Annotated in this window: 20 protein-coding genes; 15 read left to right on the top strand and 5 right to left on the bottom strand. The window is 38.6% G+C overall.

The features are described 5' to 3' along the window. The 4 genes from AACQ49_RS05735 to AACQ49_RS05720 all read right to left on the bottom strand — a co-directional run. Positions 1 to 1,725 (bottom strand): hypothetical protein (locus AACQ49_RS05735; RefSeq protein ID WP_442958919.1); only part of this gene is annotated, 1,725 nt, incomplete at its 3' end. A 110-nt stretch (positions 1,726 to 1,835) separates the two neighbouring features. Then, a complete protein-coding gene (locus AACQ49_RS05730) occupies positions 1,836 to 2,702 on the bottom strand; it encodes a YjjW family glycine radical enzyme activase (RefSeq protein ID WP_036895610.1) in 867 nt (288 codons plus the stop codon). Beyond that, positions 2,674 to 4,215 (bottom strand): YjjI family glycine radical enzyme, encoded by a 1,542-nt coding sequence (locus AACQ49_RS05725; RefSeq protein ID WP_004245670.1) that lies wholly within the window; start codon positions 4,213 to 4,215, stop codon positions 2,674 to 2,676. Before AACQ49_RS05725 ends, AACQ49_RS05730 begins: the two co-directional genes overlap by 29 nt. 238 nt (positions 4,216 to 4,453) lie before the next feature. Next, positions 4,454 to 5,146: a YtjB family periplasmic protein gene (locus AACQ49_RS05720; protein WP_004249293.1), complete on the bottom strand. Its 693-nt coding sequence runs from the start codon at positions 5,144 to 5,146 to the stop codon at positions 4,454 to 4,456. A 109-nt stretch (positions 5,147 to 5,255) separates the two neighbouring features. Here AACQ49_RS05720 and serB point away from each other — a divergent pair, with 109 nt between their 5' ends. The 9 genes from serB (at position 5,256) to AACQ49_RS05675 (ending at position 16,801) form a co-directional block, all read left to right on the top strand. Continuing rightward, positions 5,256 to 6,233, top strand: a complete 978-nt coding sequence (gene serB, locus AACQ49_RS05715) for a phosphoserine phosphatase (protein WP_004245668.1) — start codon at positions 5,256 to 5,258, stop codon at positions 6,231 to 6,233. A gap of 33 nt (positions 6,234 to 6,266) precedes the next feature. Beyond that, entirely contained in the window at positions 6,267 to 7,658 is a 1,392-nt protein-coding gene (radA, locus tag AACQ49_RS05710; RefSeq protein ID WP_004249295.1) for a DNA repair protein RadA, read from the top strand. 11 nt (positions 7,659 to 7,669) lie between these two features. Beyond that, complete coding sequence (gene nadR, locus AACQ49_RS05705; RefSeq protein ID WP_004249296.1) at positions 7,670 to 8,914, top strand: multifunctional transcriptional regulator/nicotinamide-nucleotide adenylyltransferase/ribosylnicotinamide kinase NadR; 1,245 nt, start codon at positions 7,670 to 7,672, stop codon at positions 8,912 to 8,914. A gap of 317 nt (positions 8,915 to 9,231) precedes the next feature. Further along, on the top strand, positions 9,232 to 10,371 hold the full coding sequence (locus AACQ49_RS05700; RefSeq protein ID WP_004249297.1) for a YdcF family protein: 1,140 nt from the start codon (positions 9,232 to 9,234) through the stop codon (positions 10,369 to 10,371). 170 nt (positions 10,372 to 10,541) lie between these two features. Continuing rightward, positions 10,542 to 12,101 carry an alpha/beta hydrolase-fold protein gene (locus tag AACQ49_RS05695; protein ID WP_237731541.1) on the top strand — a complete coding sequence of 520 codons (1,560 nt, stop codon included), beginning with the start codon at positions 10,542 to 10,544 and terminating at the stop codon, positions 12,099 to 12,101. A 208-nt stretch (positions 12,102 to 12,309) separates the two neighbouring features. Next, complete coding sequence (phoA, locus tag AACQ49_RS05690; protein ID WP_012368409.1) at positions 12,310 to 13,749, top strand: alkaline phosphatase; 1,440 nt, start codon at positions 12,310 to 12,312, stop codon at positions 13,747 to 13,749. Between the two features lie 428 nt (positions 13,750 to 14,177). Further along, positions 14,178 to 15,815 carry a Na/Pi cotransporter family protein gene (locus AACQ49_RS05685; protein ID WP_036895607.1) on the top strand — a complete coding sequence of 546 codons (1,638 nt, stop codon included), beginning with the start codon at positions 14,178 to 14,180 and terminating at the stop codon, positions 15,813 to 15,815. Then, positions 15,812 to 16,354, top strand: coding sequence for a GNAT family N-acetyltransferase (locus AACQ49_RS05680; RefSeq protein ID WP_004245658.1), 543 nt, complete (start codon positions 15,812 to 15,814; stop codon positions 16,352 to 16,354). Before AACQ49_RS05685 ends, AACQ49_RS05680 begins: the two co-directional genes overlap by 4 nt. Positions 16,355 to 16,537: 183 nt before the next feature. Further along, a complete protein-coding gene (locus tag AACQ49_RS05675; RefSeq protein WP_004245657.1) occupies positions 16,538 to 16,801 on the top strand; it encodes a DUF1435 family protein in 264 nt (87 codons plus the stop codon). A gap of 120 nt (positions 16,802 to 16,921) precedes the next feature. Here AACQ49_RS05675 and rsmC read toward each other — a convergent pair whose 3' ends face one another. Beyond that, positions 16,922 to 17,935: a 16S rRNA (guanine(1207)-N(2))-methyltransferase RsmC gene (gene rsmC, locus AACQ49_RS05670; protein WP_004250184.1), complete on the bottom strand. Its 1,014-nt coding sequence runs from the start codon at positions 17,933 to 17,935 to the stop codon at positions 16,922 to 16,924. A gap of 129 nt (positions 17,936 to 18,064) precedes the next feature. On the opposite strand from rsmC, the gene AACQ49_RS05665 reads away from it, so the two are divergent. The 6 genes from AACQ49_RS05665 (at position 18,065) to AACQ49_RS18445 (ending at position 23,320) form a co-directional block, all read left to right on the top strand. Further along, positions 18,065 to 18,475 (top strand): DNA polymerase III subunit psi, encoded by a 411-nt coding sequence (locus AACQ49_RS05665; protein ID WP_004245653.1) that lies wholly within the window; start codon positions 18,065 to 18,067, stop codon positions 18,473 to 18,475. Beyond that, positions 18,444 to 18,890, top strand: a complete 447-nt coding sequence (gene rimI, locus AACQ49_RS05660; protein WP_004245652.1) for a ribosomal protein S18-alanine N-acetyltransferase — start codon at positions 18,444 to 18,446, stop codon at positions 18,888 to 18,890. The genes AACQ49_RS05665 and rimI overlap by 32 nt, the downstream gene beginning before the upstream one ends. Positions 18,891 to 19,659: 769 nt before the next feature. Beyond that, on the top strand, positions 19,660 to 20,013 hold the full coding sequence (locus tag AACQ49_RS05655; RefSeq protein WP_161778928.1) for a hypothetical protein: 354 nt from the start codon (positions 19,660 to 19,662) through the stop codon (positions 20,011 to 20,013). Positions 20,014 to 20,032: 19 nt separating this feature from the next. Further along, positions 20,033 to 21,676, top strand: coding sequence for an McrB family protein (locus AACQ49_RS05650; RefSeq protein ID WP_161778927.1), 1,644 nt, complete (start codon positions 20,033 to 20,035; stop codon positions 21,674 to 21,676). A gap of 3 nt (positions 21,677 to 21,679) precedes the next feature. Then, the gene (locus AACQ49_RS05645; protein WP_004245649.1) at positions 21,680 to 23,107 is read left to right on the top strand and encodes a 5-methylcytosine restriction system specificity protein McrC; all 1,428 of its coding nucleotides are present in this window, start codon (positions 21,680 to 21,682) and stop codon (positions 23,105 to 23,107) included. A 63-nt stretch (positions 23,108 to 23,170) separates the two neighbouring features. Then, on the top strand, positions 23,171 to 23,320 hold the full coding sequence (locus AACQ49_RS18445) for a hypothetical protein (RefSeq protein ID WP_004245648.1): 150 nt from the start codon (positions 23,171 to 23,173) through the stop codon (positions 23,318 to 23,320). Positions 23,321 to 23,357 lie beyond the last annotated feature (37 nt).

Here is a 23,357-nt window from a genome sequence, read left to right as displayed (position 1 = left end):
TAGGCGCTCTTGCTCCGCCTTTTTTTGCTCAGCTTGCAGTCTGGCTAGGCGCTCTTGCTCCGCTTTTTCTTGCTCCGCTTGCAGTTTGGCTAGGCGCTCTTGCTCCGTTTTTTCCTGCTCAGCTTGCTTATCTTTTTCATCTGCAATTTCTTGTTGTTCAGTATTGAAATATTTATCATCGATTTCATCATTTCTCCAAATAACTTGACGCCAGTTATTACGTTCATTAGTGGCTACACCATAAATGATTCTTCCATCATCTGAGATGGCATGTGCTTCTGAATCTTTTCCCCCGTCAAGTGTTCCTAAGTCATACATATGATTATTGAAATAAATAAAACCATGACGATGAAACATGATAAAGGCATGAGGACCAGTGCCTGTTAGATCTTTTGGAATGGTATTTAAGTTATACTCATCAGTTTCAGACCATCCTACAACATATTTACCATCAGCAGTAATATCAAGTGCTCTGGCATTTCTAAATCTTGCTTCTTCTTCTTTTTTAGAAAGATTACCAATATTGATGAGTTTATCATTAGAGAAGTCATAGAGTAGTGCTTGACTAAAAATTGCTGAAGAAGTTTTTGTTCTAGTAGGTAACTTAATTGCATAATTATAATGCCAAACATCTCCCCAGCCAACGCTATAGTTCCCATCTGCTGAGGTATCTGCAAGTTTTGTCGATCCAAATTCAGAGAGACTAAGTTCTCGTATAGGGCCTGATGCTGTTGTGATAAAGGCAACTTTAGGATATTCTCTATCCAGTAATTTCTTTTTAGGCAAATCTCGGTTTAGCTGGCCAATAAAGACTTGACCATTATCACTGATTTTTTGAATATCAACACCTCTTCTTTTTATTCCCTTTAAGAAAGGATATTCAGTAATTGGTGAAAGTAAAATTGCTTTTTCTGGATGATTAGCTAAATACTTATTAACGTTATCGAATGTTAATTCGAAGTCTTCTTTTTTATAGATATCATAAATATATAGTTTCTTTCTCTCATCACCTTTGTATTCATATAAAATAAAATTACCATCTTTCGTTAAATATCTAATCTCCATGTTTCTATCTAAAATAGAAAATGTATTGTTATATACGTTATAGGCAAATACATAACATCCATTGTATGTACCACAACCGATAGTATCTTCAAAAATACTATTATTTTTAACCATCTGCTCTAATCTGGCTCTAGCACCTGCAAAGGCATACCCAACAACAGTTTTACTATTTTTTGAAATATGGGAAAGGTAAAGAAGATCTAATTGCGGATTATTTTCTTTATTTATTTTTTTTATGGTTTTTCCGCCATCTATACTAATAAATAATTCATTTGGTAAGAGTTCTTCTGAGAAATAAACGGTTTCTCTAACATTATAATTAGGTATCTTTTTTTGAATATTACGTTCACCTTCATCAGCTATACGATTATATAATGAAAGTGTATCATCACTTATTGTTGCATATATGTAAGTGCTTCCAAACGGCGTCATTAACTGTTGGTTGTAACTATGCTTATCTAAGACACGGCCGTGGAGATGTTTAATGTATTCATATCTATTATGATTAAATTCATAATATTGACTTGCATTATTTGCAATGCTAAAGGGGTTATAAATTGAGTCTCCCATATCATTTATATTATAATTGCTGTAGCAATTAATAGGCCATATATAGAGAGGACACAATATATATAATATTGATTTATTTTTCATTTTCATTTTATATACCAAAAATAAGATTTTAACTGGAGGTTAACCTCTGTATTAATTAAAGTCAATTGGATAAAATGAAATGAATTTAATATATAATAATGAGTAAGGAATTATTATTATGTATATATATTTGGTGTTTTAATTAAATTTACTTTTCTAAGTATTAATTCATTTTGTAGATTTATGATTTGTTCTTTATTTGCGGAACGCCAATTCTTCGCTTCACCATATACGCCATGCTGATGAAACGCATTAATACGAATTGTAATTGATTCACCAAGTGAATTAATAAAATGAGAAAGCGGTTCTATATTCTCTAAATAATCGGTTTTTTCTGGAATATATAAAAGGCGTAATTCTGCAAGTAAATTATGCTCACTTAACCATTTGATTGATTTTTTAATACGTTGATTACTACGTCCGGTTAAATAAATATGTGTTTCTTCACTCCAACTTTTTAAATCAATCATCGCTCCATCCATAAAGGGGGCGATTTTTTGCCAACCATTAAGTGAAAGAGTGCCATTACTGTCAATTAAACAGGTAAGATGTCGAAGATCAGGGGCTTCTTTGATTGCTTTAAAATAATCAATTAAAAATGGAAGTTGTAACGTAGATTCCCCGCCACTAACTGTTACCCCATTGATAAAGGCTGCATATTTACGCGTAATTGCAATTAGTTCATCAACCGTATAGGTCAATGTCATAGGGCTTGATTGGCGAGGACATTGCTGAATACAAGTATCACATTGCTCACAGCTGTCAGCGTTCCAATTTATTACACCGTTTTGTAATGAAAGCGCTTGCTGTGGGCAAGTGGCAATGCAATCCCCGCAGTTATCACAAATCCCCATAGTGTAGGGATTGTGACAGTTCTTACAGCGTAAATTACATCCTTGTAGGAAGATGGCGAGGCGATTGCCTGGGCCATCAACACAAGAAAAAGGCAGTATTTTATTTATCGAAGCGCATCTGCTGTTCATGGCTAATCACTCGTGGTTTTCGTTCAGCAATATGGCAATTGGTTGTTGCTTCATCTCCTAACCAAGTTGTATTTAGGCGAGAGCCTTCTTCTTTATATTTTTTTAAATCAGATAACCGCACCATATACCCAGTGACACGGACTAAATCATTGCCACCCACATTAGCGGTAAATTCACGTAATCCGCAAGAAAACGCCCCTAAGCACAGTTGCATTAAGGCATCAGGATTTTGTTTGATAGTTTCATCCACGGTTAAAATATCACTAATACCTGAAGTATAAAATTGATGGTGGGGGGCAACGGTCATTAAATGAGTAACAGGATCAGGCTCTGTTCCATAAGGAATTCGGGTCGCCGGTGTAGTACCAATATCAGAACTTATGCCTGATTGAGCATGTAACATGGCACGCTGTTTCCAACCATATTTTACAGGAGTCTGTGCAACAAATTGGGCCAGTTTTTCACTAATAATATAGCTAAGTTTATTGGCCGCTTCGCTATGACCATAGTTTGCTGTATGACCTTCTTTCTCAAGTAATAGAGAAACTGCTTCAGCCATACCATAAATGCCAAACATCGGGGCAAAACGATCGGGTGAGATCAAACCTTCTTCTACTAAAAAGCTTTGTTGAAAAAAGTTTGATTTTTCATAGAGGAATTCGCAACGAGCATTGATGATCTCGATTTGTTTTTGCATATAAAACGGCAATACATTCTCTAGAAAGTCGGCACTATTTTGGCTGCGCTTTGCTACTTCTTTGAGATTGATACGAACTAAAGTGCTACCGCCACCACTTTGCGGTAGAGAGTTATAACAACTAACAATACCGTATTCATCTTTACCAAATACAGCATCTTGCAATGTACCGTTAGCAATATGGGGTTTACTACTATGACAAATATTGGTGATTGCTTGGTGCAATAAATCAGAAGGTGTTAGTGCCGCGTCATAAATAAAGGTGAGATTCGGGGCTACTTGTTGAAGTTCAACATCTACCTTAAGAATTAAACGTGTAATGATAGAGTCTTCGGGGCCAATATTAGCGTGCATAAAGGCATCAGGAAGGGTTCTATCAAGATAGCGCCAGAAACGCTTTAATTTTGGATAGAGTTGCTCTTGCGTCAAATTCCCCACATAAGGTAGTAAGATTTTATCAATACGACCTAAATAAACCGGCATTGAAGTGACTGAAGGAACATGATGATAAAGGATAGTCAGCATATTTAGCGCATCATCAAAATCTTGGGCAGGTTCAAGCTCTAAATAGCGCGAGCCTTGTGCTAAGAATTTCGCGTAATCAGGTAATACATAACGTGGTTTATAAGGGGCATGACCTTCATACATATCGCAGATAACCCGTTCATTTAGCGCAAGGCTCGCCTCGTTAGATAATGTCGGGTATGGCAACATATTTTCCGCTTCTAATGCTAGAAAATGACGTTTTTGTTCGGGGGAAAGGGTTGGATTTTCTACGATTTGTTGACAACGTTGGATAACAGATTGTTCAGTCATAACCACCTCAGCAACTCAAGAGCAAAAGAAAGATGTAAGATTTATTTATCGTATTAGGTTAATAAATTGACTGAGATTTACTGTGATTTTAAACAAAGCCCATTCAAAGTTTAAGGGAATAGCACGAAAATACGTATAAATTAGATATATCTAAAATAATTTAACCTATTTTAGATAGAAACATAGACATGAAGGTGAGTACTAATGACTCACCTTATTATGTTAATTTGTGGCAGTGTTATTTAACTTCAGATCTATTTTCTGTTTCTTTTTGCTGATCACTTTTTTGTTCATCATCTTCTTTTTCATGACGAGTGGGTAAACTTGCGGTTAATAAATAGGGCGATTGCTGCCAATGCACTGGTGTTAATTGCAATAAGCTGTGGGACAGTAAAAAACCAATCGCCAGAGCAACCAATAGCATCACACGCAATAAATTGGTGGTGTTATCGACTTGGCCAGATTCTGTGACAAGTTGGTGTGTATCTAACGTCAATCTTAGAAAACCCTTTGGCTGATCTTGACCAGGGATAGGCACCACCAGCTGATGATTAAAAGAACCGCCACTTTTTTGTCCTTCTAAGGCCAATCGCTCTTTTACCGTCACATTTTCACCACTATGCGCTATTTGTGTGCCATCTTGCCAATAAAGACTTGCATCCAGTACCCGACTATCGTGAGTTAGATGATTTAAATTAGCTATAATGTGTGGATTTACGTTATCTTTGCTACTGTCATCCATATAATTGGATAATGAGAAGGCAACTTGTTCTGCCAGTGTTTTGGCAAGCTCTTCAAACTGGGTGATACGGGCGTGCTGATTTGCACGGCTAAAATAAGAGGCACCTTGCATCAAAAAAGCCAATAATGCGATACAAATCAGTATAATCGCGGTTTTTTGTAGTTTGAATTTTAGTTTATCTTTAAGCATGTTCAACCTTTTGCGTAAGCAAGTATGTGCATGTTGCCAGATGAGTCGCAGATAGAATAGGCTGAATAACAATTATTTTGTTCAGACAGGGGAAAACAGGAGAATAAGTATGTCAAATAGTCTGACCTATTGCTATTTACCGGATGAGATCCGTAAATGGCCAGGTCTACCGCTATCACTCAGTGGTGAAGAAGTGATGCCACTGGATTATCGTGCAGGCGATAGCGGATGGTTACTTTATGGACGAGAACTTGATAAAAAAAGAATAAGTGAGTTCCAGCATAAATTAGGTGTGGCTATTGTGGTGGTTTCTTCATGGCGTATTGATGATTACCAAGTGGTACGTATTGCGGGAAGTTTAACTCGTCGTATTCGTCGGTTATCTGATGAATGTGGTTTAGATGTTGTACCCTTTGGGCAGATCCCACGTTTACGCTCTCCGGGACTTTTAGTGATGGATATGGATTCCACGGCTATTCAAATTGAGTGTATTGATGAAATCGCTAAACTGGCCGGTGTCGGTGATAAAGTGGCCGAGATAACGGAGCAAGCGATGCAAGGTGAAATGGATTTTAGTGAAAGCCTAAAATTGCGTGTTGCACAATTAGCGGGAGCTGATGCGAATATTTTACAAAAAGTAATGGATAATTTACCTCTGATGCCCGGGTTAACAAGTTTAGTGCGTAAGCTTCAGGCAATGGATTGGCAAATTGCGATTGCATCAGGGGGATTTACTTATTTTGCTGATAACCTAAAACAGCGATTACGTTTAGTTGCAGCGGTTGCTAATCAGCTAGAAATTAAAGATGGTAAATTAACGGGCAAAGTCAAAGGCCCTATTGTTGATGCTAAATATAAAGCGCAAGTGCTTACACGCTTAGCTAAAGATTTAGATATACCGCTGGAACAAACCATTGCGATAGGTGATGGCGCAAACGATCTTAAAATGCTTAGAAAGGCGGGTTTAGGTATTGCCTACCATGCCAAACCTAAAGTATATGCACAAGCCAAAGTAGCTATTCGTCATGCTGATTTAATGGGTGTGATGTGTATTTTAAGTGCAGGATTAAAGCACGAAGAACGATAAGTTTTCAGTCAAGAAAATAACGGGGAGAGCAGTGTGGCAAAAGCAGCCAAAAGAGCCTTTGTATGTAATGAATGTGGTGCCGATTACCCGCGTTGGCAAGGACAATGTTCTGCGTGTCATGCGTGGAATACCATTACGGAAGTGCGCCTTGCGGCGGCACCTTCTGCCCGTAACGATCGTTTTAGCGGTTTTGCTGGAGATGCGAAAGGAATAAGCCGTGTTCAAAAGCTCTCTGAAATTAGCCTTGAAGCATTACCTCGCTTTTCGACAGGATTTAAAGAATTTGATCGTGTGTTAGGCGGAGGGGTTGTGCCGGGAAGTGCCATTTTAATTGGCGGAAATCCGGGGGCAGGTAAAAGTACACTATTACTGCAGACCATGTGTCGTTTAGCCACTGAAATGAAAACCTTGTATGTCACGGGAGAAGAGTCATTACAGCAGGTTGCCATGCGGGCGCACCGCTTAGGTTTACCAACAACCGAATTGAATATGTTGTCAGAAACCAGTATTGAACAAATTTGTTTAATTGCTGCTCAAGAGCAACCTAAATTAATGGTCATTGACTCGATCCAAGTAATGCATATGGCCGATATTCAATCTTCCCCGGGCAGTGTGGCACAGGTACGAGAGACAGCCGCTTATCTGACTCGTTTTGCTAAAACGAATGATATTGCCATTATTATGGTGGGTCATGTCACCAAAGATGGCACATTAGCGGGACCTAAAGTATTAGAACACTGTATTGACTGCTCAGTGATGCTTGATGGTGAAACAGACTCACGTTTTAGAACATTGCGTAGTCATAAAAACCGCTTTGGTGCGGTGAATGAGTTAGGTGTTTTTGCCATGACCGAACAAGGTTTACGCGAAGTGAGTAATCCATCGGCTATCTTTTTAAGTCGTGGTGATGAGGTGACTTCAGGCAGTTCTGTTATGGTGGTGTGGGAAGGAACACGGCCATTACTGGTGGAGATCCAAGCATTGGTCGACCACTCTATGTTATCAAATCCTCGCCGTGTTGCGGTGGGATTAGAGCAAAATCGCTTAGCAATATTATTAGCGGTTTTGCATCGTCATGGTGGTTTACAGATGTCTGATCAAGATGTCTTTGTTAATGTCGTTGGCGGTGTCAAAGTAACCGAAACCAGTGCAGATTTAGCTTTATTACTATCATTAGTATCGAGTTTTCGTAATCGTCCTTTACCGCGTGATTTAGTTATTTTTGGTGAGGTAGGACTCGCGGGAGAAATTCGTCCTGTACCAAGTGGACAAGAGCGAATTGCAGAAGCAGCAAAACACGGTTTTAAACGTGCTATTGTGCCTAATGCGAATATGCCAAAGAAAAATCCACCTGATATGAAAGTGTATGGTGTGAAGAAACTATCAGATGCGTTATCTGTACTTGATGATTTGGACGACTTCTAAAGGAGTAAATCATGGGATCTTTTGATTATATCAAACAGGCAATAAAAAAGAATGGCTATACCTTACAGCAAGTTGCCGATGAAAGTCAGATGACAAAGGGCTATCTTAGCCAGCTTATTAATAACAAAATCAAAAGCCCCAGTGCACAAAAAATGTCCGCATTACACCAATTTTTGGGATTAGAATATCCATTACAACAGAAAACCATTGGGGTGATTTTTGGTAAATTCTATCCTCTTCATACTGGGCATATTTATTTAATTCAACGAGCTTGTAGTCAAGTGGATGAATTGCATGTCATTTTATGTCATGACGAACCTCGTGATAAAGAGCTATTTATCAATAGTGCGATGTCACAACAGCCGACGGTAAGTGATAGGTTGCGCTGGTTATTACAAACTTTTAAGTATCAGAAAAATATTCGTATTCATGAGTTTAATGAACATGGTATAGAGCCTCAACCGCATGGTTGGGAAATGTGGAGTGAGGGTATCAAAGCTTTTCTACAAGAAAAACAAATCGCGCCGGATTTTATCTATACCAGTGAACGAGAGGACGCCAGTCAATATGAAGCATTTTTAGGTATTGAAACGGTACTGGTCGATCCTGAGCGCTCGTTTATGAATATTAGCGGTAGTCAAATCCGTCAAGCGCCATTTAAATATTGGGAATATATTCCTACTGAAGTAAAACCTTTTTTCGTGCGTACAGTGGCTATATTAGGTGGTGAATCGAGTGGCAAATCGACCTTAGTAAATAAGCTTGCCAATATTTTTAATACAACCAGTGCGTGGGAATATGGCCGTGATTATGTCTTCTCTCATTTAGGAGGAGACGAAATGGCATTGCAGTATTCTGATTATGATAAAATCGCTTTAGGTCATGCCCAATATATTGATTTTGCAGTTAAATATGCTAATAAAGTTGCATTTATCGATACTGATTTTGTAACAACACAGGCTTTTTGTTTACGCTATGAAGGAAAAGAACATCCTTTTGTACAGGCATTGATTGATGAATATCGTTTTGATTTAGTTATTCTGCTAGAGAACAATACGCCATGGGTTGCCGATGGTTTACGTAGTTTAGGGAGTGATAAAGAGCGTCGTCGTTTTCAAACACTGTTGATAGAGATGTTAGATAAAAACAATATTGAATATGTCAAAGTAGATCCTCCTGATTATGATGAGCGCTTTCTTCGTTGTGTCGAATTAGTCAGGGAATTGCTGATGATGCAATCAAAGCATATCGAATAAGTATTTTTAAAAACGCCATTAATTGGCGTTTTTTATTTATAGCTAGCTATATAGTCACAATAAGAATGAAATTTTTGTTTAAACCTAAAGTATGGATAAAAACGGCTGTTCATTAAGCGATTAGCATAATAATGCTATTTTTTTCAAATTAGTGAAAATGATTACTGCAAATTAATGGTAGATCTCTATGATAAAAGTTAGGTATAGATATATCGGTGTGTATTTCTTTTTCTCTTAAGTGTGAGGAGTCACACACTTTGTCTTCATAAGCTTAACCAATTGAAGAAACAGATTTATTTTCGCAAAAGGACAAGATAATGGCGCAACCTTCCCGTATTTCACTTCAGATCAAAAAAACAGTTATTTCATTAGCCATTGCTGCTTTAGGCTTTACGGCTTCCTCTTCTGCATTGGCTTATCAAAAAGTCCATCAACCCGATAATAGCTATCAGCAATATATTTCTCAGCGCCAAACGGTGGATATGTTGATCCAAGATGCATTAGAGGCATTTAAATCGCCAGCGCGTGTTTCTGACGCTGGATTTACGGGAAAACTACCTTCTAATATGGAAGTCGTAGCACAAAAGCTACAACAAGCTTATAAATTAGAGCCTTATCGCTTAGATTTACTATTTAGTGCCGCCAGTGCTTATGTCTATAACAATCAAATTGAGCGTGCGGTAACGATTTATAAACAAATTTTAGAAGCTGCACCGGATGATATTGATGCATTAATTTATGTGACTTCTTGGACGCGTTTTGAAGGTAAAGATAAAGAAAGTGAAGCCTATTTTAACAAGTTAAAATCCCTTAATCCGGCAAAAGCTGAAGAGCTAAGCCGCTTTTTTGCTCAAATTGATCGTGTAAGCAAAATGCCATTAAGTGATAAGTTAACGCCAGCAGATTTGGCAACGCTAAATAAAACCAAAGGAAATAATGCCATTGTGACATTGGGTTATGCACTTAATCCAGATGGTACGATGAATCAGATCTTGATTGATCGTTTAAATAAAACCCTTGAAGTCGCAAAACAGTTACCTGATGCAATGATTGTTGTGACAGGTGGTGTGCCGAAAGCACATCAAACCGAAGGTAAATTAATGGCGGATTGGCTAGTTAAACAAGGTATTCCCGCAGAGCGAATTTTCCAAGACAATTATGCACGCTCAACGGTGGAGAATGCGTTATTTAGCCGTTATGCATTAACTAAACACCGAATTAAAACAGCGGTGATTATTAGCTCTGGTAGTCATGTTCGTCGTGCTGATGTTATTTTTACGGTTGCGAGTTGGCAAAGTGGCCCCAGTGATATCACTTATTTAACGGTTGTAGCCCCCGATAAGCCATTAGCTGAATTACAAAAAACATCAAAATCTGATTTACAAGGTATTTATCGCGATGGCTTAAAAGCATTGGGATTATGGAGCTTCCGTAGTTATCCATTAGAAGAGCGTTGATAGACCCTTTGAATATTATTTTGCTACTAAAACTCCACAAGAAAACCAAAAGATTGTGGAGTTTTTTTATTATTCTAAGTGATCAAATTCATACACCAATAAATCCTTATTGAATTGATAACAATTATCATTACTATAAGTTCTTACCTAAATTATAATGAGAAAATACAGTGAGAACTCCTCTAATGATCTGCGCATTGATGGCCTCTTTTTCTAGTTTCGCCAATTGCTTATCAATAACAGAAAATAAAGAAATAACAGGCCAGTTTAATCACGATAAAGCACTCTGTTTTTCTACACATTTACAGAGCCAGCGTTATGCTGAGTTAGATGTTAAAGGTATACAAAATCTACAATTAGCAAACCAAGATGGCACTCATATTCGTCGCTTATTAAAAGATGTGCCCGTTGATGGACAACAACAAAAGATACGCTTCCTATTACCTGAAACGGCAAATTATCAGTTTATTGCCCAAGGAGAAGTTGGGGTACAGTGGCATATCACACTGAAAACATACCCTTATCAGCCTTTAGATAAAGATGTGGGTATAGCATTAACTAGCCCTAGATTGCAAATGCTGGCACAAGATCTCACCGCCAGCAATATACAGTTATTCTGGCAACAGATACAGCAAGAGGGAACTCCCCTTGTTGAACCTTACGATAATCATAACAAGCGTGTGACTTTTTTATGGCAAGGTGCGCAATCTAATGTATATCTATTGGGATCGCCTGCAGGTGATCATGATCCGTTAACGCGTTTAGCCAATAGCGATATTTGGTATCGTAGTTATATCGTGCCTAACGATACATTAATGCAATATAAATTAGCACCAGATGTGCCAGTCATTGAAAATGCGACAGCTGCACAGCAGCGCCGTGCTATTTTAACGACGGCACAGGCCGATCCTTTTAATCTTCACCCTTCACCAAGTAAAGCGGACGATCGTTATAATTACTTTTCATTGCTGTCACTTGATTATCCCCGTGAATGCCAGTTGCCAGATATCTTAGATAGGGCAATGAATGGCAATACATCAATCAGTCGTTTTCATAGTGAAATTTTAAATAATGATCGAGAGATTGCGCTTTATTTACCCGCACAGAAAATGACGACACCGCGGCTATTGGTGCTATTTGATGGACAAATTTATCGCCAACAATATGGCATAGACCGGTTTTTTGATAAGTTGATTGAAGAGGGGAAATTACCTCCTATTGCTATCTTATTTGTCGATAGTATTGATAGTGATCGTCGTAGTGTTGAATTACCACCTAATCCTGATTTTCACCGCTTTTTAGCGGATGAACTTTTGGTTTGGTTAGAGCAAGAGAAAGGCCTGCAAGTAGCCGCTAAGGAAACTATAGTCTCAGGCTCAAGCTATGGGGGATTAGCCTCTGCATGGGTGGCATTTAACCGTCCTGATCGCTTTGGGAAAGTGCTTAGTATGTCAGGCTCTTATTGGTGGGCGCCAGAAAACGAAGCCCCAGAATGGTTAATTCGCCAATATCAACAGGCGGATAAAAAACCATTACAGTTTTTCTTAGAAGCTGGGTTATTTGAGTCTCGCGAAGGCGCTGGAGGAATATTAAATAATAATCGCCAATTAAAGCAGGTTTTACAGCAAAGGGGCTATCCTGTGCAATCGCTCGAGATGGCGAGCGGGCATGATTATATCTCTTGGTGTGAGGCGCTTTATATCGGCACTAAAGCGTTAACTAACGATTAATTATTCATCTTTTTTATCTTAAAGGGATGTGAGTGGTGGTGAACTACACATCCTTTTTCTTTAGGCTAATTTGTCATTTATTTGCCATAAAGCTGTCATCTAAATCGCTTTTTTCTTTCATCTGTTTGTCATTTTACTCTCGTAAGCTCTTTGTGACTTAAAACATAAACCCAAAATTCTTTATTTTTTTGCGTGCAAGGAAAAAGCTATGTCTCTACGTTATCAACGTTCTGCGTTATCTGTAGTCGTCGCAACACTCTTTACAAGCGTGAGTTTCTCTTCTTTTGCAGCCCCCGTCACTGCCGATACTATTTTGGCGCAAGATCGCGCAGCAAAAGGTAATATTACGGAATTTGGTGGTGCTCGTCGTATAACCTCAGATCAAACTGAAGCATTAAAAGCAGCACTTAATAATCATCAAGCTAAAAATGTGATCCTATTTATCGGTGATGGGATGGGGGATTCTGAGATAACGGTAGCACGTAACTATGCCGAAGGGGCTGGTGGCTTCTTTAAAGGGATTGATGCGTTACCGATGACCGGCCAATATACTCATTATTCTTTAGATAGAAAAACACAAAAACCTAATTATGTAACAGATTCGGCCGCATCAGCAACAGCATGGGCTTCAGGGGTTAAAACCTATAATGGGGCATTAGGGATTGATGTGTTTGGTAAAGATCACCAAACGATTTTGGAATTAGCAAAAGCGAATGGTAAAGCGACGGGGAATGTCACTACCTCTGAAATTCAAGATGCAACACCGGCTGCGCTATTTTCACATGTTACCGGGCGTAAGTGTTATGGGCCTGTAGAAACGTTAGCAAAATGCTCAACGAATGCGCTAGAAAATGGCGGTAGAGGTTCAATCTCTGAGCAATTGTTAGTGACTCGTGCCGATATTACACTGGGAGGAGGCGCGAAAAGTTTTGCTCAAACAGCAACGGCCGGTGAATATAAAGGGAAAACGCTCGAGCAACAAGCGATAGAGCGTGGCTATCAAATTGTGAAAGATGCTAAATCGTTAGAGGCGATTACGCTAGCAAATCAAGATAAACCTGTGTTAGGTCTATTTCATGACGGTAATATGGCCGTCGCTTGGGAAGGGCCAAAAGCCACTTATCAAGGTAATTTAAAGAATCCTCCTTTAGAGTGTAAACCGAATTCAAAATTAGACCCGAATGCACCAACATTAGCGCAAATGACCAAAAAAGCGATTGATTTGCTGAAAACGAATGAAAATGGTTTCTTCTTACAAGTCGAAAGCGCCTCCATTGATAAACAAGATCATAATGCTAATCCTTGTGGTCAAATTGGTGAAACGGTGGCATTAGATGAAGCGGTACAAATTGGTTTAGATTTCGCTAAACAAAATGGTGATACGCTTATTATAGTGACCGCAGATCACGCTCACTCTAGTCAAATTATTGAAGCTGATGTGAAATCAAGCGGCTTAACACAAGCATTGATTACCAAAGATGGCGCTGTCATGGTGGTGAATTATGGTAACTCAGAAACGGATTCACAAGAGCATACAGGCGCGCAATTACGCGTTGCCGCTTATGGTCCACATGCTGCTAATGTCGTAGGGTTAACAGACCAAACAGATCTTTTCTTTACTATGCGCGATGCGATGGGATTGAAATAACCTTGATAAGGTGACTGAATTGTAGTCTGTCTGAAATGTAGTTGAATTGTCTTACTAAAATTGTTGTATTTTCACGCGACTTAGAGAGATACCCTCAAGTCGCGTTTTTTTCTATGATTTCTTTACAAAAAATAAGAAAACGATAATAAATCAAGACGTTATTTACAGTCTAATTTTGAAAGTTACTTTTTGTTTGCTATAATTAACAGAATTTACAATGATATTCTTATACTATTCTTAACTTCTCCATTGATTATTGCACTTAAGTCGCAATATCTTTTTGCCTAATAACGTCGTTTTGATTAGGGCGTTATCTATAAAAATCATTTTTCAGATATGGTTATCTGCGTAGGATCTCTCTCTTTTTTATGGCATTGAAGGAGAAATGAGCCAATAAACAACGATAAAAAATAAGGTGACTAATTTCTATGCTAACACTGCTTCATTTACTCTCATCCGTGGCACTTTTAGTCTGGGGAACACATATTGTTCGCACCGGTATTATGCGTGTGTTCGGCTCTGATTTACGCCGAATTTTAGGTAAAAGTATTAATAAAAAATCGAATGCTTTTCTTGCAGGTGTCGGTGTTACTGCCTTAGTACAAAGTAGTAATGCTACGGCATTGCTAGTGATTTCATTCGTCACTCAAGGTCTTATTTCTATTACACCCGCTTTGGTGATTATGTTAGGGGCTGATGTGGGTACAGCGCTAATGGCGCGAGTGCTGACATTCGATCTTTCGTGGTTATCACCGTTACTGATTTTACTGGGTGTCATGACTTTTTTAAGTCGTAAAAAAGAGCGTATCGGGCAACTGGGTAGAGTGGGAATAGGCCTTGGTTTAATTATCTTAGCATTACAACTGATTGTGACTTCTGCTGAGCCGATAACCCATGCCAGTGCAGTACAAGCTATTTTTACCTCTTTGAGCGGGGATACGATTTTAGCACTACTGGTCGGCGCTATTTTTGCGATGGTTAGTTATTCAAGCTTAGCGGCGGTATTACTTACCGCAACATTAAGTGCAACAGGCTTTATGCCTTTATATATTAGTTTATGTATTGTTATTGGTTCTAATATTGGTAGTGGATTGTTGGCATTAATCAGTAGTCGTGGTCAAAGTATTAGTTCACGTCAAGTCGTCATAGGGAGTCTGTTTTTTAAATTAATTGGCGCCTTGCTGGTATTGCCGTGGATCACCCTAATTGCGACAAAAATCCAACAATATGATTTTTCCCCTGCGGAAGTGATTATCTATTTTCATGTGATTTATAACTTAGTGCGCTGTGTGTTGATGTTGCCGTTTGTGGGGCCAATGGCGAAATTATGTCAAAAATTAGTGCCGGAATTACCCGTTACTGGAACAGAAGTTGCACCTCGTTATTTAGATCCATCCGCCGTTGATACTCCCTCTTTAGCTATTGCTAATGCAGTCAGAGAGACATTACGGTTAGGGGATGTGGTTGAACAGATGTTGCAACGTTTTCAAGCCTTAATGGAAGGGGATCGTCTGCAAAAAAGGGAGATTAGCCAGCTAGAAGAGGAAGTGGAATTGCTCCATAGCAGTATTAAATTGTATATGGCACAAATTCAGCAGCATGATCTTGGTACTGAAGACTCTCGTCGCTGGGCAGAAATTATTGATACCGCGATGAATTTGCAACAATCTTCCGCTATCATAGCGCGTATGTCTGGTGAGGTGGTGAATAAAAGTTTAGATCATCACTTAAATTTATCGGAGGAAGGACGTCGTGAATTACAGACACTCCTTGAGCGTCTGCAAAGTAATCTGAATCTGGCGATGTCGGTGTTTGTTTCCGGCAATATGGAGCATGCGCGTAAATTACGCCGAGCAAAACATCGATTCCGTTTACTCAACCAACGTTACTCGTTTGCTCATGTAGAACGTCTTCATTTGCATAATATGCAAAGTATTGAAACCAGTTCGCTGCATACCAGTTTGTTGGGTGATATGAAACGGTTGAACTCCTTATTCTGTGCAGTGGCTTACCACGCATTAGAGCGGAGCGGATCTTCTTCAGAACAGGTTAATCTTCAACAATGAAAAAAAATATTCGTCTATTAACACATAATGAAATCCCTCGCGTTTGGGAAATTGATAGAACAGAACTGATTGAAAGGCTATATGTTTTACAACAAGGGCAATTGGTGTTATCTGAACAGCGTTTTGATATGAAAGGCTGGCCTGAAGGTGAGGCAGAACATTATACCCCTGTTTTACTTGAAAGTGCTGAGCGCGGTGCCCCTTTTTGGGGAGTCTTTGAAGATGACAAGTTAGTCGCTGCTGCCAGTGTTGATCCACAGTGGCGAGGCCAAGATAACACCTTGTTACAGCTCTCTTTCTTACATATTAGCCACCAGCAGCGTGGGCAAGGATTAGCCCGTATATTGTTTGATTATTGTGTGGAATATGCGAAGCAAAAAGGGGCTAGCGGATTATATATATCCTCAACGCCTTCTGAAAATAGTGTTAATTTTTATCAGCATATGGGCTGTCGTTTAATTGATGTGCCTGATACTGAGCTTTATGAAAGAGAGCCTGAAGATATTCATTTAGTGCTTAATTTTAATAAAGAAGATTAATCACTTATTTTACATCATCATTTGATGACTCTAAAATGCTTTATCGTTGGCAGCGGTAAAGCGTTTTTTGTTTAACCTCTTTAAAATTAAGGGTATGGCTACTTTTTTTTCTTGATAGACATTGAGTTAACCAATGTGTTATATAATAATGAAAATCATTATCATTAACAGGTGGTGGCTCTCATGGCTAAATCAACACGTATCTCCTCTGTCTCTTCTTGGACATCTCGTATTAGTTTATGGGAAATGTTGGCCGTTGCTTCGTTATTTACTGTGATCACCCACTCTATTGCAGGAACAGCAGCATTTACATTGGTTCTTGTTATTTCTATGTTGCTATCTACCATTATGTTATTTCATAAGAAATTACAAATGTGGGTGATGATCCCCGCCGGCGTTGTGATCACCTATAGCTTAATGACCTTTTTTTTAACCTATCATGGGTAGATAACCGTAAATAAAGGCACGATAACCTGCTGATAATAAAAAGGAAGGAAGTAAATACAGAAGACCGCCAGTAGTTGAAAAATCAATTACTGGCGGTTTTTATAATAGTGCTAGTGATTACTATTTCTTGGTTGCTTGGTAAACTTTGAATTTACCTGTTGATGCAAGCACTTCATGAGAGCCAAACACGTGATCAAGAATATCTTGATAAGGTAAGAAAGCATTGGCAACAATACGCAGTTTACCGCCTTTTTTCAAAAAGTTAGGCGCGAGACGAATAATGTCTTCTGCAGCTTGATAGCTGGTACCTAAGCCATCATGGAAAGGAGGATTAGAGACTATCCAATCATAAGTTTCTTCTACCGCAGAATAGACATTGCTTGCAATAACCCGTCCTTCTAATTCATTAACATTTAACGTGGCAATACTGGATGAAATAGCGGCTGCATTGACGTCACAGAGTGTGAGTTTTAACATCGGGTTTTTCTTGCCTAATACCGTGGCAATCACCCCACAACCACAGGCCATATCCAGTAAGTCACCTACCATTGCATCATCAAATGTAGAGAGTAATAATCGGCTGCCTTCATCTAATGCGGTTTGACTAAAAACACCGGGTAATGCCATCACCGTTAAATCGTCATAACGATAAGTTTGCCACCAGTTATTTCGATCAAAGAGTGTTTGATAGGTTAGTGAACCAAAAAAGAGGCTACAACGACGTGCTGAATCTATTTTTTTTAGCTTTGCTATACCATTCATTAATTCCGTAGCACTTTTTACACCACTACGGTTTTCGCCGACGATGAAGATTTCAGTATCGACAGATAAACTTGCACATAAGCTACGTAACTGAAAAGTTGCTTCATTCTTATTTTTAGGCCAAAAATAAATCAAAGTGTCGCAATATTTTACGAATGATTGATCTGCCGCTAAACCAAAAAATGCATTATCACCCATGGATTTGAGTAGCGGTAGCCACTGGTGATATTGATTTGTATAGGCTCTAACACTTTTGGCCTGAATTTGTAATGCTAGCGTGTCTTGAAGATCACCTGCTATGAGTACGTGCCTGTCTGCGAAATGATCTAGATGACGAAGAATAACTTCGCTGGCAGGGGACAATGAGGACATTATGATTATTACTCCTTAAAAAACATAAAACGCATGATATCAGATATAAAGAAACTGACGCTATTTATTGGCGTAGTTTATGCCCTCTGATACTATGTACCGTTGTTCTACACTTGATAGGTAAATATCATGAGCCGTAAAGACAGAATGTTAGCCCAACTTGGAATTCGTCAATGGGTACTTCGTAAGCCTGCTGTATTAAAAGGCGAACATTCTGTGCAATTTCCGGATACCACTCGTTTACTTATCATTACTGATGATGTTGTTGATCTAAATAACGGGCTTTTCTCTGATATTTTTAGCACTATGGGAATAGATAAAAGTGAAATCTATTGTATTACCTCAGAGGATGTGAGCCTGCTCACAGGATCATTTACACCAGCCTGTTGGCTATTAGGTACTGATATCACTCTACCTGCTCAATATACTTCTCTGAGAAGCCCTTCATTACATCAATTATATTTTGATGCCAATGCAAAACGCGATCTTTGGAAACAAATCTATCAACATGAAGACCATTTCCCCATTAAACCCTGCTGATTTACCTTTAGCATGGGAAATTGAAAAACTAAGTCATTCATTCCCTTGGAGCGAAGAAACATTCTATAGTAACCAAGGTGATCATTATTTTAATCTAAAAATTTGCATTGATAATATTATGGTAGGTTTTGCTATTACGCAATTAATATTAGATGAAGCAACGCTTTTTAATATCGCGATACATCCTGATTATCAAGGTAAAGGCTATGGAAAAGCATTGTTATTAGAACTTATTGATAATATTGAAAGAAAAGATATTGCTACATTATGGCTTGAGGTAAGAGAATCCAATCAAAAAGCATCTAATCTCTATGAATCTATAGGATTTAATTCAGTATCTGTACGTAAGAATTATTATCCAACAGCAACGGGAAAAGAAGATGCGATAATCATGGCTTATCCAATTAAATTCTAATTAAATACTTATTTAAGTTAAATTAAAGACGTCTTCTATTAGGCGTCTTTTTTTATTTTATGTGAAGTGAGTAGACTTTTATTCTTTTATTTAAATTTTACCTAATGGATATTTTGGTAAATAATTTTACTTTAGTTACAAGGGGTATTTAGTAAAACATATTGTGAGAATAATAAAGACAATATGAAGGGCGTTAAAATAAGTAAAACGCATGTTTACTTTAGTTCTTAAATTTATCGTTAGTTTATAAAAAGCCTATTAAGATAGGAAAATACATTAGTATTGTACATTTATTTGTTTATAAACTAGAAAATCGCTACTGGTATCTATAAGTGAATCCCATCAAGTTGAGCTAACAATTACCTCTGCGGATGGGGCTTGATATTTTATTACTGAGTTAATAGCTGGATTGGTTCTAACAAAAAAACGCACCAAAGTATCACAGATGTTACTCGCATATCGAATTAGGTAAGCCTTCTCAGTTTTAGTTGAATTAGTTTAAAAAATATCAATTACACGGCGAATTTCGCCGTAAAATCCTAAAAAGATAAACTAGAGAAAGGAGGAACGCAATGGTTAGTCATTCCCAGCGCGAAACAGTGAAAGAGTCATATAAGCAGTCTCTTAAAACTCTTTTACCTTATGGTGTCAATAATCATCGCGGTGGATTTTTGAAGATCATTGACACAAGGAAGAACAACTCTCAGTAGAAAAGCGTGACGATTGGCTCTCATATCCCTTCGAGGAATACAGTGTCGATAATGCTACCGTGAGAGAAATCGATGAAGTCATCAATGTGCCAAATATTGGACCTGTCGTGGTGACTAGTCATGAACAGGAAAGGTTTGTTGAATGGTTTTTTGACAGAGTGCCCAAGCATCCTTGGAAGGCTTTGGCTTCAAGGTTATTTAGCTCATCATTGACAAAAGCAATTTTGCCTGAAAAGGTAGCTCTTCATAAGAACCAAAAATATAGTAACAAAGCTGATATTTGGCTGCACAGTAACAGTGATTTGCATTTTGTAGTCGTTCAGTCAGGAGCAATGAAGACTTTGGTTACTGTTTTCAGACTAAATAAGTCTCTCAAAAAATCTCAAAATGAAATCAAGATGTGTGTCCGATAATCCAGTAACAAGAGAATAAATGAAAAGTAGACTGAAAAACCTATATAAATATCTTATTGAGAACAGGAAACATGAAGTCAATGGATGGCACAAAGCCTATCGTGACTTTTACAGTCAGGTCGCTCAAATTCGTGAGCGAATCACATCTGGAGAAGGCTTGTCTCAAAATGATGAAGCTTTTCTGAAGCAGTTAATCTATGAGAAGAGCAACGGTATCGCTTCTCGCGGACAGTCTGTGTTGAGCAATGACAATTTCCAGTCATTCATTAAAAACAAGAATTTCATATCCGCATTAGAAAAATTTATATTGATTCCAAACAGTGAAAACTTCACGATTTTTTCTGATACGTGGTCTAACCAAGGTAAATCCAACAACCCTGTTCTCGTTAATCGAGTGGCTGCAGCTTGTACACTCGAAGTCTCCACAACGGTTGACTCCGGTAAATTCAATCAGATTTTTAATTGGCTTATACGTGAAGGAATAATTCCAGTATACCCAACAGAAGAAAATCAAAGTTGGTTTGCTAAAAACATTTTTCTATTAAAAAGCATCAAAAGCGAGTTTGATAATGAGCTTCGGGAAGGTAAAACTGATGAGTTTTATCTTAGTCAGTTTGTTTGGGTGCTTTACGAGAATTTGTCAAACCCATTCAGTTTAAAGAAGCAGATTATTAAATACGGGGCACCGGGGACAGGGAAAACTTATCAAGCACGCCTGCAAACTTCGCTCATGTTTGACATCTGGAAAGAGGAATTTACTTCCAATAGCCGTCTCACACATGCAAGTCAGATTGAGTTGGTTCAATTTCATCCTTCTTTCAGCTATGAAGACTTTATGGAAGGGCTACGTCCGGTTTTGGGCAGTGATGGGAACTCCCAATTAAGGTTGCAAAATGGTGTTTTTAAAGAGTTTTGTCGAAGCGCTGGTAAGTGGGAAATCGATGTATATGGGCTTGGACTTGCTCAGAAGTGGGAGTCTCTTACTATCAAAGAACTTCTCCCGTTTAGAGAAAAGTTATCAGGTGAGCATTGGCGGGATGTTTTCGAAATATCAGATACATCCAAGCTTGTATCGGAAGCAGTACCACCATTTTTCTTTATAATTGATGAGGTAAACCGGGCTGAGTTGTCTCGCGTTTTTGGTGAGTTAATGTACTGTCTGGAATACCGAGGCACTAGAGGTTGCGTTAAAACCCAATATGCCAATCTGAACAATGAACATACTGGTATGCTTAAGGACGCTAAAGGGTATTTGTTCTTCATTCCAACAAACATCTATCTTATTGGAACGATGAACACGATAGACAGAAGTGTCGAAAGTTTTGACTTCGCTTTACGTCGAAGATTCCGTTGGGAAGAAGTGGTGCCTGATATGGCGCTATTGAAATACCATTTGAACCAATTTTGCAAAGCTTGGCTGCCCCTGGTGGATAACCTTGAACGCTTGAATGAATTGATAGCTAAAGAGCCTTTGCTTGGTAATGATTACCAAATTGGTCATGCCTATTTGATGGATTTGAAGTATGCAACCAGCCTTACAGTTTCGGAGGTACGAGAGCGTGTATGGGATGATTGTATTCGTCCGTTATTACAGGAGTATCTTCGTGGAACGGGTAAGGAGACTGAACTGATTAGCTCCTTCGGAAAGGCGTTTGGGGTTTAAACAGTGTGGCTTTTCGATATCATTAAGAACGGCACACTGGTCGATAACCAGTCCTATTTTGTCAGCGAAGGCATTTTGAAAAATAGACGTTTAGGAAAGTCGATAACCCTTAGAACCAAATCAAAAGGGCAGTGGACCTATCCTCATAACGACGAGTCTGCAATTTGGCACTTTTTGAATTCGGTATCTCGTGATGTCGAAAAAACGCTGAATGATAATATTTCCGATGCTTTAATACTCTTCAATGATGAAGATTACGAACACAATACAGATGGCGGTTTCATCGATGTCTCTGGTACGGATGCCAGAAATTTTAATCTCGACACGGGCAATTTAATCGGATTTGTTAAGCGAGGAGATTACTCTCTGAAGATCAGCTCACGTTTTGGTGATGCTTTCCTTCAATACATCATTGCAGATGCCGATGGATTTCTCGAATTAGAAAACATTGGAGGAGAAAGTCACGCAGACGGTTACGAATGGCTTTTAGCATATCTATGGAACATTAAGTTTAAGAGAGCCTACCGCTTGGGCTTGCCAAAGACTTATATTACAAGAAATGATCGTATTTCCCGCGTAAGGGGAACTATAAATGCTACAGATTATTTTCAGAATAAATCATCTGGAAAATATTTATGCTCGTACCGAGAGCACAGCTACGATAGCCCTGCAACTTCACTTTTTATAAAAGCTTATGAAGCAGTTGCACATTACTCATTTTGTCACCAAACACGAAATATCTATAGCGCATTTCTGACTGCCAATCAGGGGATAAAAAGGTCACAGCAAGAAATTTTGAGGACTTCTCATTTCACCAATCCTTTCTACAATGATTATAACGTGCTCATTGACTTATCTAAGCAAGTTATTGGCCGGAAGGGCTCTGATTTTGATTCGCAGCAGGATTCGAGTGCTTTCTTTTTCGATATTTCGATGTTGTTTGAATATTTCATTCGTAAGCTCATCAAGCGAGATGGGTTACGCCTGCTAGGTAAGTTCGAGCTATGTCAGGAAATAGCATCTGGTGCGCTCAGCGGTTATATGAGAAAACTTGAACCTGATCTTGTTATAGAAATCGATGAGAGATTATTCGTATTTGATGTGAAGTATAAAGCATTTGATTCACAATTTGGGGTGAAGCGTGAAGATCTTTTTCAGCTACATACTTACATAGGGCAGTATGGAAATATTGCCGCAATCAAGGGGTGTGGATTTATTTACCCTATATCAGAAGAACGATGGGCTTCACTTAACCTTGAAAAAACACAGGGGGTGATTTCAGATATTATTCACCAGCAAGGGCAAGAGATACCGTTCCATGTGCTTTTTCTAAAAATTCCTGAAGATACTTATATTGATTTTAATAGGAAAATGAAAGAGCAGTGTAGTATTTTCATTGATGCCCTTTATTCTAAGGTTCTTAATCAGTGACGTTTTTTTGTGGAAAAAGGCCATTGATCAACGAAATGTCATTGCTTTGACGTCGAGATTGACTTGGGAGTCGGTAATGTAGAAGTCGTGCCTGATATCAAGGGAAGAATTCCTCTCATTAACTGGGTTCAGGCCGGTGATTGGACTGAAATAGCGAAGGAATTTGCCTATGAAGATGCTGAAGAGTGGCGTGAAGTCACAGGGAAAGCATGAGGGTGGTTTCGCACTTCGCGTAAAAGGCGACAGTATG

Source organism: Proteus sp. G2675 (assembly GCF_963886535.1).
In the GTDB taxonomy this organism is placed as follows: Bacteria; Pseudomonadota; Gammaproteobacteria; order Enterobacterales; family Enterobacteriaceae; genus Proteus; species Proteus mirabilis.
Note: the sequence above shows the minus strand (reverse complement) of the source record. Positions and strands in the feature narration are given on the sequence as shown.

What these genes read in the sequence shown, in the direction of transcription:
- AACQ49_RS05725 (WP_004245670.1), bottom strand. Translation starts at nt 4,215, where the DNA reads ATGACTGAACAATCTGTTATCCAACGTTGTCAACAAATCGTAGAAAAT.
- serB (WP_004245668.1), top strand. Translation starts at nt 5,256, where the DNA reads ATGTCAAATAGTCTGACCTATTGCTATTTACCGGATGAGATCCGTAAA.
- AACQ49_RS05665 (WP_004245653.1), top strand. Translation starts at nt 18,065, where the DNA reads ATGAGCCGTAAAGACAGAATGTTAGCCCAACTTGGAATTCGTCAATGG.
- AACQ49_RS05680 (WP_004245658.1), top strand. Translation starts at nt 15,812, where the DNA reads ATGAAAAAAAATATTCGTCTATTAACACATAATGAAATCCCTCGCGTT.
- rimI (WP_004245652.1), top strand. Translation starts at nt 18,444, where the DNA reads ATGAAGACCATTTCCCCATTAAACCCTGCTGATTTACCTTTAGCATGG.
- AACQ49_RS05700 (WP_004249297.1), top strand. Translation starts at nt 9,232, where the DNA reads ATGGCGCAACCTTCCCGTATTTCACTTCAGATCAAAAAAACAGTTATT.
- AACQ49_RS05720 (WP_004249293.1), bottom strand. Translation starts at nt 5,146, where the DNA reads ATGCTTAAAGATAAACTAAAATTCAAACTACAAAAAACCGCGATTATA.
- AACQ49_RS05685 (WP_036895607.1), top strand. Translation starts at nt 14,178, where the DNA reads ATGCTAACACTGCTTCATTTACTCTCATCCGTGGCACTTTTAGTCTGG.
- AACQ49_RS05730 (WP_036895610.1), bottom strand. Translation starts at nt 2,702, where the DNA reads ATGAACAGCAGATGCGCTTCGATAAATAAAATACTGCCTTTTTCTTGT.
- AACQ49_RS05675 (WP_004245657.1), top strand. Translation starts at nt 16,538, where the DNA reads ATGGCTAAATCAACACGTATCTCCTCTGTCTCTTCTTGGACATCTCGT.
- phoA (WP_012368409.1), top strand. Translation starts at nt 12,310, where the DNA reads ATGTCTCTACGTTATCAACGTTCTGCGTTATCTGTAGTCGTCGCAACA.
- AACQ49_RS05650 (WP_161778927.1), top strand. Translation starts at nt 20,033, where the DNA reads ATGAAAAGTAGACTGAAAAACCTATATAAATATCTTATTGAGAACAGG.
- rsmC (WP_004250184.1), bottom strand. Translation starts at nt 17,935, where the DNA reads ATGTCCTCATTGTCCCCTGCCAGCGAAGTTATTCTTCGTCATCTAGAT.
- nadR (WP_004249296.1), top strand. Translation starts at nt 7,670, where the DNA reads ATGGGATCTTTTGATTATATCAAACAGGCAATAAAAAAGAATGGCTAT.